The organism is Microbispora hainanensis (genome assembly GCF_036186745.1).
GTDB lineage: Bacteria > Actinomycetota > Actinomycetes > Streptosporangiales > Streptosporangiaceae > Microbispora.
Map to the genome: position 1 here is coordinate 1,546,235 of NZ_CP108086.1, position 25,991 is coordinate 1,572,225.

A 25,991-nucleotide genomic window follows, 5' to 3' on the forward strand; every position below is an offset into this window, starting at 1 on the left:
GCTTCCCTCCCGCGATCAGGCCTCCCGCTTCGGGATGACCCGCTTGACCGCCACCGCGGCGGAGGCCAGCGTGAACAGGCCCAGGGCGATCCAGAGCGCGTTCCAGCCCATGAACGGGGCGGTCAGCGCCGCGCCGCCGAAGCCCGCCGCAACGCCCCCGATGGGTGGGTTGTTGTACATAATCACCATTTCCTTTCCCGACGCCATGCGGCGTCCCAGAAGGCTTTCGCCTGTGCGATCTGCAAGAAGACATCGAAGATCATTTCGACGACGAGCAGGGCGGCGAGAGCCATCTGTACGCCGCCCCTGCTCCGCACGGTCACGACCCGCTCGACCATGAAGACGCCCGTGACCGCCACCCAGAGCGGATGTAAGGCGAGTGCGCCCGTGACCGCGATCGACCAGGCCGTGGCGCCCAGGTACGCGAAGATCACGATGATTCCGATCAACGACAGGAGCTGGCGCCCCCAGTAGGGCAACGTGATCCGCGTCCAGCCGTAGTCGGTGAGGTTCTCCAGCGCCCCTCGCTTCCACCGCAGCCGCTGCTTGAACAGGTCCCTCCAGGTCTCCATGACCTCGGTCGAGAGCGTGCACTCCGCAGGGCACAGGATGCGGAAGTCCAGGTGCAGCAGCGCCAGGGTGAGCTCGTTGTCCTCGGTCAGCACGCGCACGTCGTACACCTGGTCGCGACCGGGGAGACGACCACTGCGGCGGGCCCTGACGACCTCCTTGAGCGCGAGCGCGCGAAACAGCGTCGCCGTCCCGGTGAGCACCAGCGCCTTTCCCCGCAACCGTCGCACGTCGCGGGCGTAGCGCGCGTACTCGTTGCGCTGGAACATGCCCACCAGGCCGCCGCCCGGCTTGCCGGTGAAGGTGCCCCCCACCGCGGCCAGTTCGCCGGTGGCCAGGCGGAGGACGGCGTGCTCGATGAAACCGGGGTCGAGCGCCGAGTCCGCGTCCATGACCAGTACGGCATGCCGAGACCCCATCTCGGGCAGCAGAGCCTTGAGCACCTGGTTGAGCGCGCCCGCCTTCTTGTGGCGGTTGCCGACCGTCTCGATCACCTCGGCGCCGTGCGCGCGTGCGATGTCCGCGGTCCTGTCGGTGCAGTTGTCCGCGATCACGATGACGCGGTTGGGCCTGCGCCGCTGGCCGTGCAGGGACGTGATCGTTTCGGCGATCTGGTCCTCTTCGTCGTGCGCCGGGACCAGCACGGTGACGTGCATGCGCGAGGGGTCGACCTCAGGAAGGTCCCGCTTGCCGTCGGCGCCCTTCACGGCCCGGCGCCGGCCCCCACGGGCCGCGGCGAGGATGCTCGGACGAACCGGCGTGGCCGCGGGTCCGGAATGCCCGGCATCGGGGACGTGGCCGCGCCCGATCTCCGGCGGCCCGGTCAAATTTTCCGACTGAACCACTCAAACCGTCCAGATCACCGCAAACAGCCATATTTAGGCAACAACTTCCAGAAGGTTACACGCGTGACGGGAGTGCCTGCTTGTCATGAAAGCGACATATGATGTCCCGGAAGGTCTCAGTATGGAAACGGTGATGAAATGGGCAGGGCTGCTGTCGCCGTCCTCCTGGGCCTGTCCGCAGTCGCAGTCGCCGTCACGGTGGCAGTCCCGGTGGCCGTCACGGTGGCCGCCGGGCGTTCCGGCGACCGTCAGGCGACGCCGCCCAGCCCTCCCGTCAGCGTCTCCACCCCTCGGGCGCATCCGAAGGCCACCGCGCACGCCCTCGCGTCGTCGCCCCCGGTCATGCTGGAGATTCCGAAGATCGGGGTACGGACCACGCTGATGACGCTGGGCAAGAATCCGGACGGGACGCTGGAGGTCCCGCCTCTCGACAGGGTCGACGAGGCGGGGTGGTACCGCCTCGGCCCCTCGCCCGGGTCACCCGGCCCCGCGGTCATCGCCGGTCACGTCGACTCGAAGAAGGGACCTGGCGTCTTCTTCCGGCTCGGAGACCTGCGGCCGGGCGACACGGTGAGGATCTCCAGGAAGGACCGCACCCAGGCGATCTTCGAGGTGGATTCCCTGGAGAGCGTGCCGAAGGACCGCTTCCCCACCCGCAGGGTCTACGGAATGGTGAAGTTCCCCGGCCTGCGCCTCATCACCTGTGGCGGCGCGTTCGACACGGCCGGCGGCCACTACCGCGACAACGTCATCGTCTACGCCCACCTCGTCGCCGGCCGGGACCTGGGCGGCGCCGCCCTCCCCCGTTGATCAGCCGCAGGGACCCCTGCAGCATCATGAGGGTGTCCGCGGCCTTCGCAGAGCCGCCGGGCCGATCGGCATCGGGATGAGAGGAAGTGGCGGGCATGCGGTTCGAGACCGGCGTCGACATCGACGCCGCAGCGGAGCGGGTCTGGCGGGTCATGACGGACGTCACCCGATGGCCCGAGTTCACCCCCACCATGACCGCGATCGAGCCCCTCGGCGACGGCCCGCTCGGCATCGGCGGCCGGTTCCGGATCAAACAGCCGGGGCTTCCCCCGATGGTCTGGCAGGTGACCGAGTTCACCGACGGCGCCTCCTTCACCTGGCAGGCGACCGGCGGGGGCGTGACCACGGTCGGGACGCACGTGCTCACGCCCCGCGAGAACGGGGTGTCGGTCCGGCTCGGGATCGACCAGTCAGGACCGCTGTCGCCGCTGGTGAGCCTGCTGGCCGGCGGCCGCACCCGAAGGTTCGTACGCACGGAGGCGGAGAGCCTCAAACGACGCTGCGAGTCCGGCGCGGGCGTGTGAGGCAAGCGCGTCCAGGCCCGCGAGAAGCTGAAGGACTCATCACCGCGGGTCCTGGTGAGCGAGTGAGCGGTGGGCCGGGGTCCGGGGACGTGACCCCGGGCTCCGGCCCACGCGGGTGACTACGGGGCCGGGTAGTCCGTGACGAACACCGGCGCGCCGACCTTGGTCGTGTCGGCCGCGTCGCCGACGCCGTTGACGACGTGGTCGATCGTCCCGGCGCTGAGGTTGACCGTCATGATGTGGTGCAGCTTCACGCCCGGGGTCTGCGGCACCTCGAAGCCGTTCTCGGTGTGGATCTCCGGGTTGTTCTGGTTGAAGACGTAGACGCCCGCGCCGTAGAGGTTGTGCCTCTTCACGCGGTCGCCGACCTTGTAGCCGGCGTAGCCCTCCACGGATCCGTTCATCCAGTCGGCCTGCGTCGGCGGGTCGTACGGCAGCTCGTTCTGGTAGAGGATCGTCGTGCCGTCCTCGCCGTTCCAGACGGTGTTGTAGCGCTGGAAGTGCTCGACGAACAGGCCGGTCGCCGTCACGTGGTCGCCGTTGACGACGACGCCGTAGCGGCCGATGTTGGTGTTCCAGCGCTGCGTGTCGGTGAAGCCCTCGACGCCGTGGTCGCCGCGCCACACCCAGGTGTGGTCGATGAGCACGTTGTCGCTGTTGACCTCGAGAGCGGTCTCGGTCTTGCCGACGTGCGGGCCGCCGACCCGGAAGTACACGTCGGACAGGGTCGTCGGGTTGTCCGGCGAGCTCCCGTGGCCGCCACCGGGCCCACCACCCGCGGGCCCACCACCCGTGGGTCCACCAGCGGGCCCACCAGCAGGCCCACCAGCGGGTCCACCGCCACCAGGCCCACCACCAGGCCCAGCGCCAGCCGGCCCGCCGTGCTCCTTGCCCACCCGCAGCAAGACGGGGGACTTCTGCAGACCCGCGTCGACGGTGACGCCCGCGACGATCACGCCGGGAACGTCGGCGATGTCGAGCGCGGTCGCGCCGTGCGAGGCGGTGAGGGTGGCGTGCCCGAGGCCGAGGACCACGGTGTCGGGGCGCTTGACCTCGATGCTCTTCGCGATGTCGTACACGCCGGGCGTGAGCAGCAGGTTCTTGCCGCGCGCGAGCTGGCTGTTGATCGCCTGCACCGAGTCGGACGGCTTCGCGACGTAGAAGTCCGACAGCGGCACCGTACGGCCCGGCGTCATGCCGTCCGCCCACGAGATGCCGCGCGTGTTCTTCCTGGCGGCGGGCACGCGGACGTTGAGCCTGCCCTGCGCGTCGGTGAACAGGTAGGGCTTCTCACGGCTGACGGGGGTGTTCTCCAGCGTGGTGTAGGGCGGGTCGGGGAAGCCCGACTCGTCCGGCGCGCCGACGACGCCCGAGAAGACCTGGTTCCACACCGCGTTGGACCACCCGGCGACCTCGGTGTTGCGGGTCAGCCACTGCTGCTGGGAACCGTTGGTGACGGACGGCAGGCGGGAGTCGGCGATGAAGCCGCCGCTGGCGTACTGCGGGCCGGCGGTGCAGTAGTCCATCAGCGACAGGGTGCCGCCGGTGACGTTGAGGCGGCGCATGGAGACCGCCTGGGAGACGGCCCAGAAGTTCGCCGACTGGCGGCAGCCGTCCTGACCCGCGGCGTTGATGTCGATCGACAGGTTCGACAGCGTGCGCCAGAAGTTGACGAGCGCGAGGCAGTTGCCGGTGCCGTTGTTCTCCAGGCAGCGGTTGTAGACCTCGACCTTGCCGTTGATGACGACGTCGGTGGGCGAGGCGCCGAGACCGGCGATCTCGGTGTAGTAGCCGACCTTGATCTGCAGCGGATGCTCGGCGGTGCCGTACGTGCCGGGCTTGAAGAGGTAGGCGTGCCGCTCGGTGCCCATCTCGTTGTCGACCTGCGCCGCGTGCGCCGCGTCGAGGGTCGCCTGGATCTGGTCGACCGGCATGCTCGGGTCGAAGACGGTGACGCCGGGCCCGAGGTCGGGCACTCCTCCGTGATCGCCGGGGCCACCCGGGCCCCCGGGGCCCCCGGGGCCCCCGGGGCCGCCGGGACCACCGGGACCACCGGGACCACCCGGGACGGCGGGGGCGCCGGGGCCGTGGTCCGGTGCGGCGGGGCCGTGGTCCGGTGCGGCGGCGGCGGCCGTCGCTCCCGCCGTCACGACGGCGGTCGTCAGCACGAGACCGAACGTGAACGCCCGGCCGATGAGGCGGCGGCCGGAACGCCGCCTTGTGGGACTATCGGCGCCGGGAGTCCCAGAGTCATGAGTCTGGGTCGTCATACGGTTCGTCCTTTCCGCTGCGTGCCGCAGCCGAGAGAGCGCTCTCTCACGAGACCTTCTTGATTCAAGGCCCGAAAAATGTGTGGCACGTTTGTACCGCGCGGAACGGTCCCGACGCTATCCCTTGATTTTCCGCGGGATTTGTCCTTCGGCATGCGGAACCGCCCCGGAGCGGACGGGCTCCGGGGCGGTTCCGCGCTCGGACCAGGCGATCTCGGATGAAGCGGTCTCTGGTCGGGCGATCTCTGATCAGGCGGTCCCCGATCAGACGGTCCCTGATCGGGCTTTCCCCGGATCAGGCGATCTCCGCGAGATACCGCGCGTGCGCCGCGGCCAGACGGCCGCCGACCTCGGCCGTGCTGACGAGCACGGCCATGTTCGCCCGCGACGACCGGCCCTCGGTGGCCGCGTCCACGGCACGCATCAGATATTTCGTGATCGCGTTGCCGCGTACGCCGTCCCGCTCGGCGGCGGCCATCGCGCCGGCGATGGCGGCGTCCACCTCGGAGGCGTCGATCGCGTCCTCCTCCCGCACCGGCGTCGTGATCAGGAACGAGCTGTGGTTGCCCAGCGCCCAGTGGTTCTCCACCGCCCGTGCGATCACCCGTTCGTCGTCCAGCCGCTGCGGACTGCGGATGCCGCTGGAGACGCAGTAGAACGCGGGGAAGTCGTCCGACCGGTACGACACCACCGGCACGCAGTGGGTCTCCAGGAACTCCATCGTCAGGTTGAGGTCGAGGATGCTCTTGGCCCCGGCGCAGACGACGGCCACCTTCGACCGGGTGAACTGGATGAGGTCGGAGGAGATGTCCATCGTCTTCTCCGCACCCCGGTGCACGCCGCCGATGCCGGCCGACGAGAAGAACGGGATGCCGGCCAGCTCGGCCGCCACCACCGAGCTGGCCACGGTCAGCGCGCCGAGCCCGCCCTGGGCCAGGATCACCGGCAGGTCCCGGCTGCTGACCTTGGGGATGCCGGGCGTCGAGGCGAACCGCTCGACGTCCTCGTCGGTCATGCCGACCTTGATCCGCCCGCCTTCGACGCAGATCGTGGCCGGGACCGAGCCGCCCGCGCGGACGGCGTCCTCGACCTTGCGTGCGGTCGCGGCGTTGTCCGGGTAGGCCAGGCCGTGGGTGATGACGTTCGACTCCAGCGCCACCACCGGGCGTCTTTCTGCGAGTGCGTCCGCGACCTCCTCGCTGAACACCAGCGGGACGCGCCCATGCTCGCGGGTCATCGTCGCCTCTCAGTTCGCGGCCGGGCCGTAGTTCGGCAGCTTGTTCAGCTTGTGCTTCTGGTTGAGGATCTCGGGGATGTAGACCTTCTCGTCCCACAGCTCCTTCGCGACCGGCTCCAGAATGATCGACACCGAGCCCTCCTCGCAGCCGAAGGCGCTCGTCATCGCCTTGGTCACCGCGGCGACCAGGTCGGAGTGCTGCTGCTCGGTGAGGGGGACGGGGAAGTGCTTGATGCTGACGTGCGGCATGACGATCTCCTTACTGTGCGTCCCGAGACGATCCCTGATGGCTTCGACCAGCTCGTCGATGTCCGGTTCCTTGAGCAGGCCGTAGTGGTCGGCTTCCAGGTCGACGACGACCGGAGGCGCCGCCGAGTAGCCGTTGCTGTTCTCCAGGAACGAGTAGTCGTCGCCCCTGGCCTTGAAGATGGTGATCGGCGCGTCGATCCGCCGCCGGGCCAGCTCGCGGAAGGTGTAGCTGAACTCGAAGGTCTCGCCCACCACCCGCATGATCCGGCGTACGAGGTCGATGTCGAGGTCGGGGAAGTTGCGGTGGATGAAGGCGGCGAAGCTCTCCTCGTCCACGGCCTCGGCCAGGCAGCGTTCCAGCAGCGGCCCGGTGATCGTGCCGGCGAAGACCGAGAACAGGATCGTGACGTACGCCTTGTTGCCGAAGCCGGCCTCGCGCTCGTGCTCGGCCGTGCCCGCCGTGTGGACCTTCGGCGAGCCGGGCGCGATCAGGAACAGGTGCTCCACCCGCTCGCCGGCCTGTTCGAGCTGGTAGGCGGCCTCGAACGCGACCCGCGCGCCGAACGAGTAGCCCCACAGCGTGTAAGGCCCGGACGGCTGGAGCCGGCGGATGGCCTTGACGTCCTCGGCCGCCATCTCGCCGATGGTCGCGTACGGCACCTCCTCGGGGTTGATCCCGTACGCCTGGATCCCGTAGAAGGGCTGGGCGGTGCCCATCCTGGCGGCCAGCGTGCGCAGGTTCATCGTGTAGCCGCCGAGGCCGGGCCAGCAGTAGATGGGCCGCTCGGAGCCCTCCCGCTGCAGCGGCACGAGCCGGGAGCACGCCTCCGCGCCGGTGCCGTCGAGCCGCCGGGCGAGCTTTTCGATCGTGGGGCACTCGAACAGCACCTGGAGGGGCAGCGAGCCGCAGAACTCCCGGTTGATCTTGTTGATCAGCCCGACGGCGATGAGCGAGTTGCCGCCCGAGGCGAAGAAGTCGTCCTCCACCGAGACGGTCTCCCGCTTCATCGCCTTCTTCCACAGCTCGGCGATGCGGCGCTCGGTGATGGTCCGCGGCGCGACGTACGGCCGGTCGGCGTTGTCCACGTCCGTCGCCGCGGACTCGGCCAGCGCCCTGACGTCGATCTTCCCGTTGGCCGTGAACGGCAGCCGGTCGAGCACGACGACCTTGTTGGGGATCATGTAGTCCGGCAGGAAGTTGATCAGGTCGTCCCTGATCATCTCCGCCGGTCCCTTCATGTGGACCGAGTCCTCCTTCATCCCCTCGCTCAGCCGCTGCTCGTCGCTCACCCGGCCGCCGATGAAGAAGTACGACGGGCCGGTGGGCCGGCCGTTGGAGCGGAGGATGTCGTCGATCCGGCGCGCGGACGGCAGGTCGAAGCCCGACTTGGAGCTGTATCCGGACGACATGAACCCGAGGTTCACGTCGTTCATCGACAGCCGTTGCAGCGTGCGCCCCAGGTCGATGTAGTGCAGCCACTCCTCGCTGTTCCTGCTGATCACCGAGATGCCGAGGCTCGACCGGTCGTACACCGCCTGGTTGATCGCGATGACCTGCTTCTTCAGGATGAGCTCGTCGGAGATGAGCCGCAGCCGCCCGTTCTCGTAGGCGTACTGACCCGCCCGCAGGTCGGCGATCTTCCCGGGATGCGCCTGGACGTAGAGGTCGACCTCGTCCCGGCGCGGCCCGCCGTACGGCACCAGCTCGAACGTGCCGAGGTAGTAGTCCTCGGCGGCGCAGTCGAGGTGGTCGATCGTGGCCGGGGCGTACTCCAGGGGCCTGATGTCCAGGCCGTACTCCGGCAGCACCTCCTCGAACAGGCCGACCATGTGGCCGGTCTCGATCTCCAGCACCTCGCGGATGTTGTTCTTGTAGACCGGCTCGATCGCCCGCTTCTTGCCGACGAAGTGCAGCTTCACGCGCGGTCGCGCTCCCCCGGCGGCAGGCGCGATCAGCACGAGCCGGTGGTCCACCGGGTGGTGGTAATAGAAGCCGGGCCGGAGGTCGCCGATCCCGTCGATCTCCAGGTAGAGCTGGGTCGCGTACAGCGCGCCCGGCGAGGCGTACGCGTACTTCGGCAGCAGGCGTTCCTCGCTGTGGTGCTGGCCGAAGTAACGCAGGATCTCGCCCAGGGTGTCGAGGCCGACGGTGTCGAGGCCGCGGGACCGCGCGCCCTCGGGCCTCCTGGCCAGCAGCTTCAGGATGTCGCCCCGGCCGACTTCGCCGCCCTCGTAGAACCGGTAGGTCTTGCGCGCGAACGCCAGCGCGCGTTGCCGCGCGGTCGCCTGCTTGCCCGGCAGGTCGATCACCGGCCTGCCGTCGAGCTCCGCGGCGTCCCTGAGCCCGGGATTGGACAGCTGCGCCTTGACCTGGAGCCGGCTCTCCTTGGACTGGTGGTGGGCGCCGTGGTTGCCCTGGTCCATCAGCGCCGCTTCCTTGGGGTTCAGCTCGACGCAGGCGATCAGGTTCTGGAAGCCGGTGCGCGGATCGTTCTTGACGATGACCGCGGCGTGCTTGACCCAGTCGTGGGTCTCGATGGCGAGCTTGATCTCGTCCAGCTCGACCCGGAATCCGCGCAGCTTGACCTGGTTGTCCGCGCGGCCGACGAACTGGACGGTGCCGTCGGCGTTCCAGTACGCGAGGTCGCCGGTCCTGAACACCTTGCCCTCGCCGAGCGGGTTGTCCACGAACCGCTCGGCGGTCAGCTCGGGCCGGTGCAGGTAGCCGCGGGCGACCTGGACGCCTCCGATGAACAGCTCGCCGATCTCGCCGACGGCCACCGGCGCCCCGGCCGGATCGAGGATGTGATAGTCGGTGTGATCGACCGGCGCGCCGATCGAGATCGCGTTCGGGCCCTCGCCGACGGCCGCCGGGTCGACGACATACGACGACGAGTTGATCGTGCACTCGGTGGGGCCGTACAGGTTGACCAGGGCACACCCGGGCATGGTGTCGAGGAAGGTCGTCGCCAGCCCCTTCGACAGCACCTCGCCTCCGGTGAAGACCTGCGTGAGCGAGGTGCAGCTCTGCAGCTCCTCGGTGTCGAGCAGCGCCGTCAGCAGCGTCGGGACGCACTGCAACGTGGTGACGTCGTGCCTCCTGATCACGTCGATCAGCCGCTCGGCGTCCCGGTAGACCCCGGGCGGGCCCACGACGACCAGGGAGCCGCAGACCGGCGCGAGGATCTCCCACTGTGCCGCGTCGAAGCTCATCGGCGTCTTCTGCACGATGACCTTGGTCTGGTCGATCCCGTACGCGGCGCGCAGCCACCGCATCTGGCTGACGATGCTGCGGTGCTCGATCATCACGCCCTTCGGCTTGCCGGTGCTGCCGGAGGTGTAGATGACGTACGCCAGGTTGCCCGGGCGCAGGCCCGGGTGACGGGCGTGTCCCGATGTCTCCGCGTCCTTCAGGGTGACGATCCGCGTCCCCGGGGGCGCGAGCTCGGACAGCCGGTCCACGAGCTCGTCCTGTGTGACGACGACCCGCACGCCGGCGTCCTCGATCATGTAGCGGAGGCGCTCTTCGGGATATTCGGGGGACAGCGGCAGATAGGCGCCGCCGGCCCGCAGGATTCCCCAGACGCCGACCATCAGGTCGATCGACGGCTCGACGAACAGCCCCACGCATTCGTCGAGCTCCACACCGAGCTCCCGCAGGTGCCCGCCGAGAGCCGCGCCGCCCTCCGCGAGCTCGCGGAAGGTCAGCCGCCGCTCTCCGCAGACGACCGCGACGGCGCCCGGACGCAACCGGGCCTGAGCGTCGAGCAGATCCGGAAGACAGGCGTCCTCCGGTGGTTCCCGTCTCGCTTCAACGGCTGGAGTGGTGATCATTTCCTCCCCCTGCGATGGGCGGACAAGGATTACTGAGAGACCGCGGCCCTCCGCGCCGTCACCCGTCTCCCGCGCTGCCCCACGGGGTGACCGGTCTGGGCTGTGTCGCTGGGTGACCGGCCTGGGAGTGCGCCACCCTGGGTTGTGCGGCTGAGTGACCGGTCTGGGGTGCGCCGACCAGGGTTGTGCGGCTGGGCGACCGGCCTGGGAGTGCGCCGGCCTGGGGTGCGCCGACTTGGCTTGCACGGCGGGGGTGACCGGCCTGGGCTGCTGGGGTGCGCCGCAGGCCGGTCGGGTCTGCCGCCGGGCCGGCGGGACGTGCGCCCCTCCCCGACGGGAGGGGCGGAGGTCAGCGTGGGACGTCCGTGCCGAAGTAGCGGTCGCCGAAGTCGCCGATGCCGGGGATCATGTAGGCGTTCTCGTTCAGCCGTTCCTCGATGGCCGAGGTCACGATCCGCAGGTTCGGGTGGCGCGCGTGGACGGCGGCGATGCCCTCCGGCGCCGCCAGCAGGGCGACGAAGACGATGTCGTCTTCCGCGACCCCGTGGTCGAGCAGCACCTGGACGGCGGCCAGCGCCGTCCCGCCGGTGGCGAGCATCGGGTCCAGCAGCAGCACGCTGTGCCGGTCGATGTCCGCGGGCAGCGCGGAGTAGTACAGCCGCGGCAGCTTCGTCACCTTGTCGCGCTGGATCAGAATCTTGCCGATCCGCACGCCCGGCGACATCACGCGCAGCTCGTGCTCCATGCTCTCCCCGGCCCGCACGACGGGCACCCCGCAGATCGGCCGGGCCGGCCGCAGGCCGTGGTACGTGCGCCCCACCGGGGTCTGCACGTCCAGCGGCTCGTACGGCAGGAGGTCGAGGGCCGTCTCGATGAGCTGGCGGATGATCCGGCCCGAGGTGGTGACGAAACGGTCCAGGGCGGCGTGCCGGTCACGGATGACGGTGTGCAGCGCCCGCAGCTGCCTGGTCTGCGGCAGCAGGTGCACGTTCTCGTGCACGGTGCCGGTGAGGGGGCCATTCGCGGTGCTGCCCACGGTGCCGCTCACCGCGCCGTTCGCGGTGCCGCTCACCGCGCCGTTCGCGGTGCTGCCCCCGGTGCCGCTCACCGCGCCGTTCCCGGTGCTGCCCACCGCACCGTTCGAGGTGTCGTCCACGGTGCTGCTCACCGGGCCGGGCGCCTGCGTCGCCGTGATGGTCATGCCTTCTCACCCGCCTCCAGGGCGGCGAACGCCCGGCGGGCCTCCTGGACGAACTTGCGCACCTTGAGCCGGTCCTTGCGGCGGGTCACCGGGTCCTCAAGGCCGGTGTGCGCGTCGACCGCGGCCGGACGGACCTCGGTGATCGCGGCGGCGACGTTGTCCGGGTTGAGCCCGCCGGCGAGCATCAGCGGCTTCGGCGAGATCCGGACCAGCTCCGCGCTGATCGACCAGTCGTGCAGCAGGCCGGTGGCGCCCTTGGCACCGGTCGCCGGGTTGAAGGTGTCGGTGATGAACATGTCGACCCACTCGGCCGCCTCGTCCACGATCCCCGCCAGCTCGTCGAGGTTGTCGTTCTTGACCACGAGGCTCTTGAGCACGAACAGCTCGGGGGCGATGCGCCGCAGCTTCCGCAGTTCCTCGCCCGTGACGTCGCCGTGCAACTGGATCGCGGTGACGCCGAGCTCCGCGCAGAAGGTCTTGATCTCCTCGGCGTCGGTCAGGTAGGTGATCACGACGCCCCGGTGCTCGGGCTGGATCTCCTTGACGATCGCCGCGGCCTCCTCCTCGGTCAGGTCCTCGTTCTTCGCCGGCAGCCGCAACGCGAAGCCGAGCCAGTCCGCGCCCTCCTCGCGGATCAGGTCCGCCTCGGCCTGGTCGATGACACCCGCCACCTGAATCAGTCCCTGCATGTTGCCCGCCTTTCGAACCGGCCTGAGCGGCCTCGGTCGGAAACGAATTGCAAACGGCCACGAACAATGGCATTGAGCAGCCCGCGACAGTGCGGCCCTACGAGATGGAATTCGCTACGGCGCGAATAACTCCGGCCTGCGAGGCTCATTCAGAATTCGCCGCGGCGGGCTTTCCCCACAACCCCTAGCGGCCCCACAGCACGTCAGGACGATCCGGGACACCTCTGGACTTTTCGGGTGTCCATCATGCAGAGCACGACAGAGACGGGCCGCAACCCCTTACCACCCCTACAAAGAAACGACGCGTCCCGAGTCGCGTACGACTCTCGTTGACCCGGCAGGAAACGCGGAACTAGCCTCCGTTTCGGAATGCCCCGACGGGCGCACGCGAGAAACGGCGGTGGTGAGAATGCACCACGAGCAACCGATTTCCCGGACGATTCGCCGGCACGGTTCCCCCACCTTCGGGCACCGCCATCGCCGGATCTCGCGCCCGTCCACACCGCTCGGGTCGCCGCCCGGATGCCACTCGGGCACCACCCGGCGGCCTGCACGTCTCAGACCCGGCAGGCCGCACGTCTGGCCAATCGCTTAGCGCTAAGGTAAAGTCTCTTAGTGCTAAGCGATTTGCCTGCCACTGATCCACGACTGGTCCACGGTCGCCGGGGCCGATCGGCACCACCGCTCGACGCAACCGACGCACGACGTTCGCTTTCGCCTGCCCGGACCGGGCCCACGCGCACAGGAGGAACCAGATGACAGTCATCGAGTCCGTCTCCGCCGGGACCGGCAAACCGGATCGCGTCCCCATCAAGAACTGGCTCGCGGTGATCGCCGTCGCGCTGGGGACCTTCCTGGTGGTGACGGTCGAGAACCTGCCGATGGGCCTGCTCACGGCCATCGGCGGCGGCCTGAACGTCTCCGACGGCGAAGTCGGCCTGATGGTGACCGTGTCGGGCCTGGTCGCCGCCGTCACCGCGCCGCTGCTCCCCGTGGCGATCCGCGGGCTCGACCGGCGGGTGGTCCTGCTCGGCCTGATCCTGCTGGCGCTGGTGGCCAACGTCGTGTCCGCCGTGACTCCCACGTACGCCGTGCTGATGGTGGCCCGGCTGTTCGTGGGCGTCAGCATCGGCGGGTTCTGGGCGCTCGCCGCGGGCCTCGGCGTGCGGCTGGTCCCCGAGGCGCACGTCGCCAGGGCCACCTCACTGATCTTCTTCGGCGCCATGGCCGCCAACGTCATCGGCGTCCCCGCCGGCACGCTCGTCGGCGAGCTCACCGGCTGGCGCGTCGCGTTCGGCGCGGTCGCCGCCGTCGCTCTGCTGCTGGTCATCGCGCTGGGCGTGCTGCTGCCGCGGATGCCCGCGACCGAGCCCGTACGGCTGCGCACCCTGGCCGAGCAGCTGCGCGTGCCCGCCGTCCGGGTCGGCGTCGTCGCCACCTTCCTGCTGGTGTCCGGCCACTACGGCGCCTTCACGTTCGTCAGCCCGATCCTCCAGGACGTCTCCGGCGTCGGCGCCGCGTTCATCGGCCCGCTGCTGCTGGCGTACGGCGTGGCCGGGATGGCCGGGAACCTCATCGCCGGCGCGTGGGCGGGCCGCAACGTCCGCGGCACGATCGTCGTGGTCAGCGTCGCGCTCGCGGTCATCCTGGCGGCGTTCCCCCTCATCGGCGGCAACGCGGTCACCGGGTCGATCCTGCTGATCGCGTGGGGCTTCGCGTTCGGCGGCCTGCCGGTCAGCGTGCAGACCTGGATCATCAAGGCCGCGCCGCAGGGCGTCGAGGCCGCCACCGGGCTCAACACCTGCATGTTCAACCTGGCGATCGCGCTGGGAGCGCTGTTCGCCAGCCTCATCGTCGGGGTGGTCGCCGTGACCGGCGTGCTGTGGGTCGCGGCGGCGCTCGTGGTCCTGACCTCGCTGGTGGTGTCCGGCACCAAGCGGGTCTAGGAGGCTCTCTCGTCGCCCAGCGACATCAGCAGTTGCCTGAGGATCTCGGCCAGGTTCTCCCGCTGGGCGGAGGTGAGCCCGGCGAGCAGGCGGCGTTCGGTGTCCACGTGGTCGGGCAGCGCCCGGTCGATCAGTTCGCGGCCGGCGTCGGTCAGGTCCACGTGGACACCGCGGCCGTCCACGTCACTGGGCGTACGCCTCACCAGGCCCCGCGCCTCCAGCCGGTCGAGACGCTGGGTGACCGCCCCCGAGGTGACCATGGCCGAGCGCATCAGCTCCGCCGGGGTCTGCCGGCCGCCGCGGCGCAGGGTGGCCAGGACGTCGAACGACGAGGGGTCCAGGTCGTGTCCGGCGAACGTACGGCGCAGCTCGGTGTTGACGAGCTGCGTCAGCCGCGACAGCCGGCCGAAGACCGCCATCGGGGAAACGTCCAGGTCAGGGCGGGCATCGGCCCACTGCTGCAGGACGTGGTCCACATGATCCGGCACACCGCACAGGGTACCGCCCGCGGCACCCGCGAGATCGAGAGGAAGTAGCGGCATGCGCATCACAGTCTTCGGGGCGACCGGGAACGTGGGCAGGCGCGTCGTCGCCGAGGCCGTGTCCCGCGGACACGAGGTGACCGCGGCGGCCCGCAACCCGGTGCGGCTCGCCGGGCTGCCCGGAGAGGCGCGTACCCGGGTCGGCGACGCGACCGACCTGCACGACGCCATCGCGCTGACCACCGGACAGGACCTGGTGATCACCGCGACCTGCCCGGCCCCCGGCGAGGAGCACCAGCTCGTCACGGTCGCCACCACCCTGCTCTCGGCGTGCGCCAAGACCGGCGCGCGCCTGCTGCTCGTCGGAGGCGCGGGCAGCCTGACCATCGAGGGCGGCGGTCGCCTCATGGACCGGGAGGGCTATCCGTCCTTCCTGCTGCCGATCGCGTCGGCGTGCGTCGACCAGCTCGCGGCCTGCCGGGCCGACACCACCGCCGACTGGGCCTACCTGAGCCCGGCCGACCTGCTCCTCCCCGGTGAGAGGACCGGCCACTATCGGCTGGGCGCCGACGAGCTGGTGGTCGACGCCGACGGCGAGTCCCGCATCTCGATGGAGGACCTCGCGGTGGCGCTCCTGGACGAGGCCGAACACCCACGCCACCACCGGACCCGTTTCACCGTCGCGTACTGACCTCGCGGCCCTGGTCACACCGCCGCGCACCGACCACGAGACCCCGTCTCACCGTCGCACACTCGCCCCGAGGCCTCGAAGACGCTCTCGCGAACGGCCGGTCAGCCCGCGCTTTCCGGCCGTTCTCTTTCTGTCGGATCCGGTCTCTATACTCCCCGCATGTCAAGATCGCCGTCCCCACTCGACATCGCGTACGGTCTTCTGGAAGAGGGCCGTCTCATCGACGCGGAACAGCTCCTGGTGAGGGAGCTGGGGAAGGCCGAGCGCGGGTACGGCCACGGGAGCCCGCAATGGGCGTCGGCCCAGTGCGATCTCGGCAACCTCCTGTTCAGCTCCGGTCAGGTCGACCGGGCGGTGGACTGCTATCGCAGCGCCTGCTCTTATCCGCCTGCAGGTGACCGAGAGGCGTACAAGGACCACCTCACCTATCGGCTCAACCTCGGCACCGTACTGACGATGGCCGGGCGGCTCGACCAGGCCGAAGACGAGTTGCGGCGCAATGTCCAGGAGCGGCGCGACTTCTACGGCCGTGAGCACCCTGGTTACGCCTATGCCCTGGAGCCCCTGGCCGACGTGCTGCTCCGACGTGGTGACGTCGGCCAGGCCCGTCAGATCGTGGAAGAGGCGGTCGGCACGTTCTGGCGGAGCGGCCACGAACGGGTCGCCACCGCGCTCGCGTTGCGGGCGGAGATCATCGTGGTCTCCGGCGGCGGCGAACCCGCCTTCGCGGATCTGGAGCACTTGCCGGACGGCATCGTCGAGCAGATCGCGCTCACCGTGATGAACCGGGCCGGCCAGGACCCGTCGACCGGCAAGGCGGTGCTCACCAGCCTGGTCGCCGCCCTGGAGGAGCGGCTCGGCCCCGATCACCAGGCGACGCTCAACGCCCTGTCGCAGCTGGCGAACACCGGCCACGACATCGGCGACGAAGCGGGGCGGGTGTGGGCGATCGAGAAGGTGCTCGCCTCCTACGACCGGCAGGGCCGGGCCGAGGACGCGCTCATGGCGACGCTCGGCCTCGCCATGGCGCACGAGGACGCCGGCGACACCGCCGCCGCGCTGCGGACGTTCGAGAACGCGTGGGCGCGTGCGGACCGCATCGGCCGTCATGAGCTGCGTGCCCAGGTCCTGCGCAACTGGGGGCTGGCCCTGTCGGCCTCGGGCCGTACGGACGAGGCGGAGCGGCGTCTGCGCGACGCCGTGGCCGAGGCCGACCGCGGGCACGACCACGAGATGCTCGGCCGCTCGCGGATCGCGCTCGGCCTGTTCCTGCAGCACGAGGAACGACTGGCCGAGGCACGGCAGGTGGTGGAGGCCGGGCTGGCGACGCTCGACGTCGCGCACCCCGACGCGATCACGGGGCACAGCCACCTCGGCGCCATCGTCCAGGGCCGCGCCTGCGGCTGCGGAGACGTCCAGGGCACGATCGCCGAGGCGTTCCGCGAGTTCGTCATCACCAGGCTGCCGGCAGACCTCCTTGAGGACCTCGACGTGACCGTGGAGGACGGCGAGTTCGCGATCCAGGTGCGGCTCCGCCGGAAACCGGACCCGGCCGAGATCGAGCACATGAACCGGCTGATCGAGAGCGCGAACGCCGAGTTCCGCGGCCGGTTGACCTCTCGGAGGTAGCCCCGGCCGCGCACCCCAGACCCGTAACCCCGGGGCTGCACACGCGTGGCCGTGTATGGACCGCGCGCATGGGGGCCGCATATGGGGCCGAGTATGGGAATCGGCGCGTGAGGCCACACGGGACCTGCACGGGGCCGCACGCAATGCTCCACACGCGGCCCCCGCAACGCTCTGGCCCGCACGCTCAGAGCCAGACCCGCGCCCACACGCCCGGGGCCACGCCCGGGCCCGGCACGCACGGCTCCACGCGCTCGGGGCCGCGCCTGTGGCCCGCCGTCCGATGGCGTGGCACCATGTGCGGAGTCTCCCGTTCCGGAAGGGTCGGTCGATGCGGGCGCTCACGGATGCCGACGTACGCCGGGTGTTCGACCGGCTGGCGGATCGGTACGACAGCCAGATGCTGACTTGGGAGCGCCGCCTGTTGCCGGGCAGCCGGGAGTGGGCCGTCAGGCAGGCGCGCGGTCATGTCGTGGAGATCGCGGTGGGCACCGGGCTCAACCTCCCGCTGTACGACGCCGACACCACGGTCGTCGGGATCGAGCTGTCCGAGCGCATGCTGGAGCTGGCACGGCGACGCGTGGCGCAGGCCGGCCTCGGCGAGCGGGTGGAGCTGCGGCAGGGCGACGTACAGCGCCTGGACCTGCCCGACGGGGTGGCCGACACGGTCGTGTCCACGTTCACGATGTGCACCATCCCCGATCCGCTGGCCGCCGCCCGCGAGGCCTATCGCGTGCTCAAGCCGGGCGGGCGGTTCGTGCTGGCCGAGCACGGGCCGTCGAGCAGCCCTGTGATACGGGCCGGGATGCGGCTGCTGGAGCCGCTGTCGGTACGGTTCCAGGCCGACTACCTCACCCGCGATCCGCGGCCCTACCTCCAGCAGGCCGGTTTCAGGATCGAGTTGGTGACGCGGGCGACCCGCGGCATCAGCTTCCGGGTGCTTGCCGTCCGCCCCTGACCCGAACGCCGCGAGACCGCGGTCCCGCGCGAGGACGGTCGCGAGGGGTGGTCCGCGACCTTGGCCGTGTCGGTCATTGCGTCGGAGGGAACCTCCGGTCCTCACCGAGCCCGCGCCGGCATGAACCTTCGATCCGTGCGAAGCCCGCGCCGGCAGGCGCCTCCGGTTCCTGACGAGGCCCGCTCGCTCTCCTCACGCAAAGTAGTCGCAAGCTCGGTATATTCGGGGGCCCGGTCTTGGGCACAACGCTTCCGGCCGTCGCAGTGCCAGGCTCCCCGGCCCCGCCCTGCTGGCCCACGCCGCCCTGCCCCACCCCTCGTGCCGGGCGCGACCTCGTGAGCCTTCACGGAGCCTGCGTTGCCGGCGACCCTTGACCCTTCCGGCCTGCACCTCCGGACCGCGCACCTGGACCGTACGCCCCTGGCGACAGCCCGGAAGGCTTTGCGAGCCGTCTCTGGACGGGACGTTGCATCGAGGACTGCCTCGCTGGGCTGAGGCTCCATATTTGCCCAGGTCAGGGTTTGATTCGATGGTGTGTTCGAGGTAGGCTTGAGGCAGCCGTTGCAGGTGAGCCTAGCTGGCGGGCCGTTGGCCATACGCCGTGTGTTGAGCCGAGTCTGTTGAAGGAAGTCCCGGTCCGGGCGGTCGGGAAACCGTTGTTTGCCTTCGTCTGTGCTCCTGGGGGTTCACCGCCGTGTCCGCGCCGCACTCGCCGTCCGCTGCCGCCGGGCAGCGCCCGGCACCGCCGGTGCCCTCGACACGTGCAGCACGCCCGGCAGACCCGACACGTCCGGTGGATCCGGCACCTTCAGCCTGCCCGTCGCGCCCGGCGGACCCGGTGGGCCCGGCCTACCCTTCGCGTGTGGTGGGCGGGGTGTCCTCCGCTGGCCAGGGTGGGGGCGAGGCCGGGGGCGAAGGTACCGGCGGTGGCGGGGTGCCGGTGGCGATTCCTGATGGGCTGGCGGTGGTCCCGCCGGGGGCCGAGCTTGCGGGGGTGCTGGCGGGTATCGCTGTGGAGCGGGTGTCGGGGTTCGACACTGTGGAGGTGCTCAAGGCGGCCTACCGGCAGTCCTGTCATGACCGGGCGTGGTTTTTGCGGGTGCTGCTGGAGGTCGGGCTGCGTGAGGCGTGGTCCGGCGACAGCGTGGTCCGCCTGCAAACACCGGAGGAGTTCGCCCCGGATGAGGCGCGGGCGGCGCTGGTGTGGTCGCGCCGCCGCGCGGATTCGGCGTTCGAGCTGGCGTGGAATCTGCATCGCCGCCTGCCGGTGCTCGGTGAGGCGATGCTGGAGGGGGTGTTGGATGAGCCGCGGGCGGTGGCTTTCATCCGCTGGACGAGCGGGTTGACCGACGCCCAGGCCGGCTGGGTTTGCGAGCGTCTGGTGCCTCGGGCGGCGGGGTGGACGGTGGGCGAGCTGGTCGAGCACGTTCAGCGCATGGTGCTCGCGATCGATCCGGATTGGGCGGAAAAGCGTTATACCGAGGCGGTCCGCAGGCGGCGGGTGGCCGGCACGCGCAATGATGACGGCACCGCGACCGTGTCCGGGCTGGACCTGCCGGTGGAGCGGGCGGTGGCCGGGTGTGAGCGGATCGATGAGCTGGCCCGCGCCTGCAAACGCGCCGGGGACCGCCGCCCGATCGATCACATCCGCGCGGACTTGTTCTTGGGCAGCCTGGACGGCACCTTCGAAGGCCTGACCGACGAGCAGATCATCACCCATGTCCTGGCCCACCCTCTCGTGGAACCCGGCGATCCCACCCCCGGCGACACCTCTGACGACACCCCCAGCTCCACCGGCTCGGCCGACTCCCCTGACAGCCCCGCGAACACCCACACCGGCATCCCTGACGCCCCCGCAGGCACTACCGCCAGCCCCGCCGGTACCCCCACAGCCGAGCCGAAGCACGAGCACGAGCGCGGGCACGACAACAGCGCCGCACCCGAACCAGAGTCGGAGGACGAGCGGAGGCTGAGCACCGGACCCGAGTCGGAGCACGAGCGCGAGCGTGACCGGGTCACCTCGCCCGAGCTGGAGGACGGGAACGCGCACGGGCGGAGGGGCGCGCCGGAGTCTGAGCGTGGGCACGGCCAGAGCGCCGCACCGGAGCCGGAGCCGGAGGGTGGGCGCGGGTGCCGGGAGCCTCAGCGGTCGCAGGGCCGCCTTGGTGGAGGGCCCGGCGCGACATCGTGGTCGGTGCCGGAGATACGGGTGGAGCTGACCACGTTGCTCGGGCACGATGAGCACCCGGCTCACCTGCCCGGCTGGGGCATGGTCCACGCCGCCCAGGCACGCCGCATCGTCACCGGCATGCTGCATGGGCAATGGCGCTATGCCATCTGCACCGACGACGGGCACCTGCTCCTGGCCGGCATCACCCGGCAGCGCCCCTGCCCGCCTGCACAACGGCCACCCCGCGACATGCGACGCGGCGGCATCGTCGAACTGCAGATCACCCTCACCCAGCTCCACCGGCTGGCCGCCGCACCGGCCACCACCGGCGCCTGGGCACCCCTCATCGCCGACCTCACCCGTCAAGCCCACGCCCAGCTCGGCACCACCCCCGCAACCGGATCACCTCACCCAGCCGGATCACCCCACCCGGCAGCAGCGCGCCACCCGGGCCGATCCTGTGACCCGGCGGCAGCGCACGCCCCAGCGGGATCGGGTGACCCGGCCATGCTGGGCGAACAGACCGACCCGGCAGACTCGGCCGACACGGCCAACACGGCCAACACGGCAGGCGCGGTCAGCACCACGGGCGCGGCTGGCACGGCCAACGCGCACTCGGCGGACGCGGCCAACCCCACGAACGCCGCAGACGCGGCCAACACGACGGGAGCGGCCAACACGGCCAACATGGCCAACACGACGGGCGTGACCAACACGGCTGACGCGGTCAACGCGGCGAACACGGCTGGTGCGGCCAGCACGGCCGACAGGGCCAACGCCACGGGCACGGCCGACACGGCAGGCGCAGTCAGCACCACAAGCGCGGCTGGCACGGCTAACGCGGGCGCGGCGAACACGGCTGACGCGGTCAACGCGGCGGGCGCGGCGGGCGCGGCTGGTGCGGCCGGCACCGCTGGGGTGGCGAACACTTCGAACGGGGCTGATCGGCGTCATGCCGATGCGGCCTTACGCCGATACGTCCAGATCCGGGGCCGGGTCTGCTCCTGGCCGGGCTGCCGCATGCCCGCCACCCGCACCGACCAAGACCACATCCAGGCCTGGGCCGACAACGGCGCCACCACCGCCGCCAACCTCCACCTGGCCTGCCGCCACGACCACCGCGCCAAGCACCTCGGCGGCTGGCGCGTCACCACCGCAGGCCCCCACCTGATCATCTGGACCAGCCCACTCGGACACCCCTACCGCAGCCCACTCCCGAAGATCATCCAGCCCGTCCCCGACCCCCAGCCCCGCACCTGGCCCGACGCCCCACCCGAACGCCTCCCCGGAGCACCAGACACGACCATGGCCCCACCATGCCCTCCCCCATCCCCAACGGCAGAAGGCCCGACACGACCAGCGACCAGGCAGACAACAAAGCAGACAGCCGACGCGGGCAGCCGCGGCAGGGAAGCACAGGACAACGGCACATCACAGGACGAATCGGGAGCAAGTCTCATCCTGCGCGACCTCGAGACACCGCCCTTTTGACGACTTGAGGGCGCTTCGGCCCTGGCACCGTTCAAGGGAGAAACCGTTCCCCGCATCCCGTTCAGGCACCCCACCCGCCGCCGCGCCGCTGAGCCCACGTCCGGCGCCGCACGCGGCACTGGCCCAAGCGGCACTGGCCCAAATGTCACTGGCCCGCGCGGTGCTGGCCTGGCCGCGCGGTGGCGAGCTACGGGAGGGTGGGCTGCGCTGTGGTGGGCTGCGCCGTGCTAGACGCCCGGTGGACTCCGCCGTGGTGGACTACGCCGTGCTGGACCGCGCCGTGGTGGACGCCCGGTCGTGGACTGCGCTACGCCGAACTGCGCTATGCCGAACTGCGCGCTGCGCTGAACTGCGCGCTGCGGTGAACTACGCGGCGCTGGCCCGCATGGCGCCGGCCTTGATGCGGGCCTGGCCCGAACGACTGTACGTAAGCGATCACGGCCCTTGTGAAACGGAAAGTGCTCTACAAGGTGCCGGCCATCGGCACATTCGTCAGCGAGCCGAAGGGATCAGTCGAGCCAGATCACGATGCCGGTCATGCCGTTGAGCACGGCCGCGGCACCCGCCCGGATCGCGCGCGCGGCGCGCTCGGGGGTGAAGCTCGCGGCGTCGTACGTGGAGGACATGCCGAGCCCCTCGCCCCGGAAAGACGCACCGGCCCAGTCGGCGGCGGTGACGTTCTCCGTGGGCTCGGCCAGTTCCGCGCCGACCACAAGGAACTGCTGGCCGAGGTGGTTGGCGGTGACCAGGGCCAGGGGGTCGATGAGGGCGTCGCCGGCGCTCACGATGAGGTCGGGCTTCATGCCGATCGCCTCGGTGATGGTCGCGATGTACCGGTCCGGCCGGGTGGCCGTGAGGGTTCTGAGGCTGACGCCTTCCTCGTCGGCCCACGCCTTCACCGCGTTCGCCAGCGTCGTGGTCTGGCGGTCCTCCCCCGCGGTGAGCAGCACCACGCGGTAGCCCTCCGGCGGATGCACCCCGTTCCAGGAGCCGGGCCGGGGCGTGATCGTGGCCTCCGGGGCGGGGGACGCGGACGGGAAGAAGCCCGGGCCGGGGGTGCCGACAGGGGTGGGCTTCGCGTGCGGCCGGGACCAGTCGTCGCCGGAGCCGCATCCGCCGGCCAGCACGGCGGTCGCGACTGCCGCGGCCAGTGTGCAGGCAGGCAGAAGCCGAGAGCGCATGGGGATCGTCCTTCGGAGCGCCGGGAAGTGCGCCTACTTCCTACCGCATGATTCGCGGCCTTCCGGTGCCCGGGACGTCTCCGCCAGGCGTGGTTCCTCGACGGTTCTTTCACGAGATACCGCCCGTTCATTTCCATCGAGCAGATTTCGTACACCAAAGCCGAAAAGGAGCTATATGTCCCCCGCCGCTCGGCGTCGTGTCTGTGCTGTCCTCGCCGCCGCAGCCGTGGGCGTCCTGTTCAGCGCCCTCTCCACGCTGCTGGGCAGCGTGCCCGCCCTCGCTCACGGGTTCACCTCGACGGTGTACGTCAACCTCGTCTCGCCCCAGGCCGGGCACGTGCGCACCGAACTCGACCTGGAGTATGACCTGCTCGTCGTCTCCGCCGCCGACTACGAGAAGGACGACCCGCTCTTCAAGGAGGGCACCGCGGCGTTCGACGCCGACGACGCGGCACAGCAGGCCGCCGCGCTCGAGGCCCACTCGCGCTCGGTCGTCGCGTACGTCACCCAGCGCTTCGGCGTCACCGCCGGGGGCACGGCGTGCACTCCCGTCAAGGACGGCGGCTTCACGATCGGGCGGCGCGAAGGCGTCCCGTACGCCCGGCTGGTCCTCGACTACCGGTGCCCGGAGTCCGCCGACGCGCACGAGGTGCGCAGCGCGCTGTTCGCCGGCTCCGAGGGGTACGTGCGCGACAGCAAGACGATCGTCACCTACGACCTCGACCTGACGTCCGGAAGCACGGCCCTCGACGCCCAGCACCGGTCGTTCTCCACGCAGCAGTCCTGGTTCGAGCGGTTCTGGCAGTTCTTCCGGCTCGGCGCCGAGCACCTGCTCGGCGGGCTCGACCACATCCTGTTCCTGCTGGCGCTCATCGCGGGGTCACGCCGCCTGCGCGAGATCGTGCTCGCGGCGACCACCTTCACGCTGGCCCACTCGGTGACCTTCGTCTTCGCCGCCCTCGGCCTGGTGGAGGTGCCCGCGTCGTTCGTCGAGCCCGTCATCGCCCTCTCGATCGCGGTCGTCGCGGGCTGGCACCTGTGGCGCCTCTGGCGGCGCCGGTCGCACGCCACCGACCTGGAGACGGCAGGTCACGGCCACTTCAACCTCGACCGCGCGGGCTGGACCCGGCTCGCGGTGGTCTTCTGCTTCGGCCTCGTGCACGGCCTGGGGTTCGCCTCGGCGCTGGGCATCCAGCAGGCCTGGTCGTGGACGCTCCTGTGGTCGCTGCTCGTCTTCAACGTGGGCATCGAGGTCGTCCAGCTGACGATCATTGTGGCGGTCTTCCCGCTGCTCGCCGTACTGCGTCGCCGCCGGCCGATCGCCGGACTGTGGACGACCGGGGCGATCGCGGCGGGCGTGTCCGCGATGGGCCTGGTCTGGTTCGTGCAACGCGTTCTCGGAACCTGAGATCGCATCACATCTTCGATCAGGCGCAACGGTTCGCCCGCCCCGCGTTCACCAGCGCGACACCCAATCTCGCAATCGTGCAAATCGCTCGAATTCCCCCACACGGATGGAAAAGCATGAAGCTCGACAAGGGGACCAACAACCCCGGGCTCGTCCTCCGCCGGGCGGCCGTCACCGCCGCCGCGGCGGCCCTGAGCGCCACCGCCGTGCTCGGCGGCGGCCTCGTGACCGCGGCCCACGCCGACCCCACCACGACGGTCAGCGGCATCGTCCTCGGCGTGGGCGCCGACCAGGCGCAGCGGGTCGTGTCGTGGTACGCCTCGGAGGGCACCGCCCAGGTGGTCCAGGTCGCGCCGACCAAGAACCTCGTGCGCGGCGAGTTCCCCAAGAACTCCGTCACCTTCCCGGCCACCGTGACGGCGAACACCGTCAACGGCGGCTACAACGGGCACGCCACGATCGACGGCCTGAAGCAGAACACGGAGTACTCCTACCGCGTCGGCACCCCGGGCGCCTGGTCCCCGACGTACTCCTTCACGACCCAGAACTTCAACGGCAACGACTTCGACTTCCTGTTCTTCGGCGACCCGCAGATCGGCTCGTCGGGCAACACGGCGAAGGACGGCGCCGGCTGGGCCGACACCCTGAACGTCGCCCTCTCCGCCAACCCGAAGGCCGAGCTGCTGGTCTCGGGCGGCGACCAGATCGAGAGCGCCAACAACGAGACGCAGTGGAACGCGTTCCTCGCCCCCGACAAGCTGCGCCAGTATCCGTGGGTCGCCACCATCGGCAACCACGACGTCGGCGGCAAGGCGTACGAGCAGCACTTCTGGACGCCGAACACCGACCGTTCCGCGCCGTACTACAACGGCGACGCGGCCACCCGCTCGGGCGGCGACTACTGGTTCACGTACAAGAACATCCTGTTCATCGACCTGAACAGCAACGCGTACGCCAACGGGTCCGACGCCGCGCACATCAACTACGTCACCGACGTGGTCAACAAGCACGGCCGCGACGCCAAGCACATCGTGCTGATCTACCACCACTCGATCTACTCGCCGGCCGACCACGCCAACGACGGTGACAACCAGCAGCGCCGTAAGGACTTCCCGACGGCCTTCTCGAACCTCGGCGTCGACCTGGTCCTGCAGGGTCACGACCACAGCTACTCCCGCAGCTACGTGATCAAGAACGGCCAGAAGGCGAACCCGGACGAGCGCCCCGGCGACACCGAGGTGTTCAAGGGCCCGGGCGGCGTCATCTACGTGACGGCGAACTCGGCGTCGGGGTCGAAGTACTACGACCTCACCGCTCCGAACACGACCAAGGACCCGAACTACGGTCCCGACCCGCTGAACCCCAAGAACCACTGGGCCAACTCGGTCGAGAACCAGGAGCACGTCCGCACGTACGTGCGGGTCCAGGTGCGCGGCGACAAGCTCGTCGTCGAGAACCTCCGCAGCGGCACCTGCGCCGCCCCCAACGCCGCGGTGGAGCTCGGCAACGTGGAGTGGTGCGGCCCGGACAACGGCGCGAGCGCCGCTCCCGGGGTCGGCTCCCTCGTCGACAAGGTCGTGATCCACACGAACGGCAAGCCCGAGCCCGGCAAGCCCGGACCCGGCAAGCCCGAGCCCGGCAAGCCCGAGCCCGGCAAGCCCGGCCCCGGGGCCGACTGGCTCCAGTAGTAGACGACGACCGGGGGCGACGCGGGGGCCCGACGCGATGAGCGAAGACGGCCCCGCTCCCGGGTGGGGTGGGCACCGAGCAGGTGCCCACCCCACGACCCATCGCCCTCTCCGCCGCTTC

At 70.4% G+C, this 25,991-nt stretch carries 18 protein-coding genes; 9 read left to right on the forward strand and 9 right to left on the reverse strand.

The window, feature by feature from the left end; translation table 11 throughout:
* Positions 1-15: 15 nt before the first annotated feature.
* Positions 16-180, reverse strand: coding sequence for a hypothetical protein (locus OHB01_RS07015; RefSeq protein ID WP_168066353.1), 165 nt, complete (start codon positions 178-180; stop codon positions 16-18).
* Between the two features lie 2 nt (positions 181-182).
* Positions 183-1,277: a glycosyltransferase family 2 protein gene (locus OHB01_RS07020; RefSeq protein WP_328855109.1), complete on the reverse strand. Its 1,095-nt coding sequence runs from the start codon at positions 1,275-1,277 to the stop codon at positions 183-185.
* Between the two features lie 276 nt (positions 1,278-1,553).
* On the opposite strand from OHB01_RS07020, the gene OHB01_RS07025 reads away from it, so the two are divergent.
* Together OHB01_RS07025 and OHB01_RS07030 are read left to right on the forward strand one after the other, a co-directional pair.
* A complete protein-coding gene (locus OHB01_RS07025; protein ID WP_142650603.1) occupies positions 1,554-2,225 on the forward strand; it encodes a class F sortase in 672 nt (223 codons plus the stop codon).
* A gap of 95 nt (positions 2,226-2,320) precedes the next feature.
* The gene (locus OHB01_RS07030) at positions 2,321-2,749 is read left to right on the forward strand and encodes an SRPBCC family protein (RefSeq protein ID WP_142650602.1); all 429 of its coding nucleotides are present in this window, start codon (positions 2,321-2,323) and stop codon (positions 2,747-2,749) included.
* Positions 2,750-2,868: 119 nt separating this feature from the next.
* Here OHB01_RS07030 and OHB01_RS07035 read toward each other — a convergent pair whose 3' ends face one another.
* From OHB01_RS07035 to OHB01_RS07055, 5 genes are all read right to left on the reverse strand, one after another.
* A complete protein-coding gene (locus OHB01_RS07035) occupies positions 2,869-4,917 on the reverse strand; it encodes an adenylyl cyclase (protein ID WP_328855110.1) in 2,049 nt (682 codons plus the stop codon).
* Between the two features lie 397 nt (positions 4,918-5,314).
* Positions 5,315-6,256: a pseudouridine-5'-phosphate glycosidase gene (locus tag OHB01_RS07040; RefSeq protein ID WP_147944136.1), complete on the reverse strand. Its 942-nt coding sequence runs from the start codon at positions 6,254-6,256 to the stop codon at positions 5,315-5,317.
* Positions 6,257-6,265: 9 nt separating this feature from the next.
* Positions 6,266-10,339 (reverse strand): amino acid adenylation domain-containing protein, encoded by a 4,074-nt coding sequence (locus OHB01_RS07045; protein WP_328855111.1) that lies wholly within the window; start codon positions 10,337-10,339, stop codon positions 6,266-6,268.
* 349 nt (positions 10,340-10,688) lie between these two features.
* A complete protein-coding gene (gene upp, locus OHB01_RS07050; RefSeq protein ID WP_328855112.1) occupies positions 10,689-11,540 on the reverse strand; it encodes a uracil phosphoribosyltransferase in 852 nt (283 codons plus the stop codon).
* Positions 11,537-12,229, reverse strand: a complete 693-nt coding sequence (locus OHB01_RS07055) for a phosphoribosylanthranilate isomerase (RefSeq protein WP_142650599.1) — start codon at positions 12,227-12,229, stop codon at positions 11,537-11,539. The genes upp and OHB01_RS07055 overlap by 4 nt, the downstream gene beginning before the upstream one ends.
* Before the next feature lie 755 nt (positions 12,230-12,984).
* Here OHB01_RS07055 and OHB01_RS07060 point away from each other — a divergent pair.
* On the forward strand, positions 12,985-14,175 hold the full coding sequence (locus tag OHB01_RS07060; protein WP_328855113.1) for an MFS transporter: 1,191 nt from the start codon (positions 12,985-12,987) through the stop codon (positions 14,173-14,175).
* On the opposite strand, the gene OHB01_RS07065 is transcribed toward OHB01_RS07060, so the two are convergent.
* Entirely contained in the window at positions 14,172-14,663 is a 492-nt protein-coding gene (locus OHB01_RS07065) for a MarR family winged helix-turn-helix transcriptional regulator (RefSeq protein WP_142650597.1), read from the reverse strand. The genes OHB01_RS07060 and OHB01_RS07065 overlap by 4 nt on opposite strands.
* A gap of 52 nt (positions 14,664-14,715) precedes the next feature.
* Here OHB01_RS07065 and OHB01_RS07070 point away from each other — a divergent pair, with 52 nt between their 5' ends.
* The 4 genes from OHB01_RS07070 (at position 14,716) to OHB01_RS07085 (ending at position 21,593) form a co-directional block, all read left to right on the forward strand.
* Positions 14,716-15,348, forward strand: coding sequence for an NAD(P)-dependent oxidoreductase (locus tag OHB01_RS07070; protein WP_147944139.1), 633 nt, complete (start codon positions 14,716-14,718; stop codon positions 15,346-15,348).
* 159 nt (positions 15,349-15,507) lie between these two features.
* Positions 15,508-16,977 carry a tetratricopeptide repeat protein gene (locus OHB01_RS07075; protein WP_328855114.1) on the forward strand — a complete coding sequence of 490 codons (1,470 nt, stop codon included), beginning with the start codon at positions 15,508-15,510 and terminating at the stop codon, positions 16,975-16,977.
* Between the two features lie 328 nt (positions 16,978-17,305).
* Positions 17,306-17,932 carry a class I SAM-dependent methyltransferase gene (locus OHB01_RS07080; protein ID WP_142650594.1) on the forward strand — a complete coding sequence of 209 codons (627 nt, stop codon included), beginning with the start codon at positions 17,306-17,308 and terminating at the stop codon, positions 17,930-17,932.
* Positions 17,933-18,872: 940 nt separating this feature from the next.
* Positions 18,873-21,593: a DUF222 domain-containing protein gene (locus OHB01_RS07085; RefSeq protein WP_328855115.1), complete on the forward strand. Its 2,721-nt coding sequence runs from the start codon at positions 18,873-18,875 to the stop codon at positions 21,591-21,593.
* Positions 21,594-22,102: 509 nt separating this feature from the next.
* On the opposite strand, the gene OHB01_RS07090 is transcribed toward OHB01_RS07085, so the two are convergent.
* Positions 22,103-22,774, reverse strand: coding sequence for a hypothetical protein (locus OHB01_RS07090; protein WP_185949111.1), 672 nt, complete (start codon positions 22,772-22,774; stop codon positions 22,103-22,105).
* Positions 22,775-22,949: 175 nt separating this feature from the next.
* Here OHB01_RS07090 and OHB01_RS07095 point away from each other — a divergent pair, with 175 nt between their 5' ends.
* Entirely contained in the window at positions 22,950-24,182 is a 1,233-nt protein-coding gene (locus OHB01_RS07095) for a HupE/UreJ family protein (RefSeq protein WP_142652418.1), read from the forward strand.
* A gap of 116 nt (positions 24,183-24,298) precedes the next feature.
* Positions 24,299-25,870 (forward strand): metallophosphoesterase family protein, encoded by a 1,572-nt coding sequence (locus OHB01_RS07100; RefSeq protein WP_328855116.1) that lies wholly within the window; start codon positions 24,299-24,301, stop codon positions 25,868-25,870.
* Positions 25,871-25,991: the final 121 nt, after the last annotated feature.

Excerpts from the sequence above, each read along its gene's own strand:
- OHB01_RS07015 (WP_168066353.1), bottom strand. The coding sequence starts at position 180 with ATGTACAACAACCCACCCATCGGGGGCGTTGCGGCGGGCTTCGGCGGC.
- OHB01_RS07025 (WP_142650603.1), top strand. The coding sequence starts at position 1,554 with ATGGGCAGGGCTGCTGTCGCCGTCCTCCTGGGCCTGTCCGCAGTCGCA.
- OHB01_RS07030 (WP_142650602.1), top strand. The coding sequence starts at position 2,321 with ATGCGGTTCGAGACCGGCGTCGACATCGACGCCGCAGCGGAGCGGGTC.
- OHB01_RS07040 (WP_147944136.1), bottom strand. The coding sequence starts at position 6,256 with ATGACCCGCGAGCATGGGCGCGTCCCGCTGGTGTTCAGCGAGGAGGTC.
- OHB01_RS07045 (WP_328855111.1), bottom strand. The coding sequence starts at position 10,339 with ATGATCACCACTCCAGCCGTTGAAGCGAGACGGGAACCACCGGAGGAC.
- upp (WP_328855112.1), bottom strand. The coding sequence starts at position 11,540 with ATGACCATCACGGCGACGCAGGCGCCCGGCCCGGTGAGCAGCACCGTG.
- OHB01_RS07055 (WP_142650599.1), bottom strand. The coding sequence starts at position 12,229 with ATGCAGGGACTGATTCAGGTGGCGGGTGTCATCGACCAGGCCGAGGCG.
- OHB01_RS07060 (WP_328855113.1), top strand. The coding sequence starts at position 12,985 with ATGACAGTCATCGAGTCCGTCTCCGCCGGGACCGGCAAACCGGATCGC.
- OHB01_RS07070 (WP_147944139.1), top strand. The coding sequence starts at position 14,716 with ATGCGCATCACAGTCTTCGGGGCGACCGGGAACGTGGGCAGGCGCGTC.
- OHB01_RS07075 (WP_328855114.1), top strand. The coding sequence starts at position 15,508 with ATGTCAAGATCGCCGTCCCCACTCGACATCGCGTACGGTCTTCTGGAA.
- OHB01_RS07080 (WP_142650594.1), top strand. The coding sequence starts at position 17,306 with ATGCGGGCGCTCACGGATGCCGACGTACGCCGGGTGTTCGACCGGCTG.
- OHB01_RS07090 (WP_185949111.1), bottom strand. The coding sequence starts at position 22,774 with ATGCGCTCTCGGCTTCTGCCTGCCTGCACACTGGCCGCGGCAGTCGCG.
- OHB01_RS07095 (WP_142652418.1), top strand. The coding sequence starts at position 22,950 with ATGTCCCCCGCCGCTCGGCGTCGTGTCTGTGCTGTCCTCGCCGCCGCA.
- OHB01_RS07100 (WP_328855116.1), top strand. The coding sequence starts at position 24,299 with ATGAAGCTCGACAAGGGGACCAACAACCCCGGGCTCGTCCTCCGCCGG.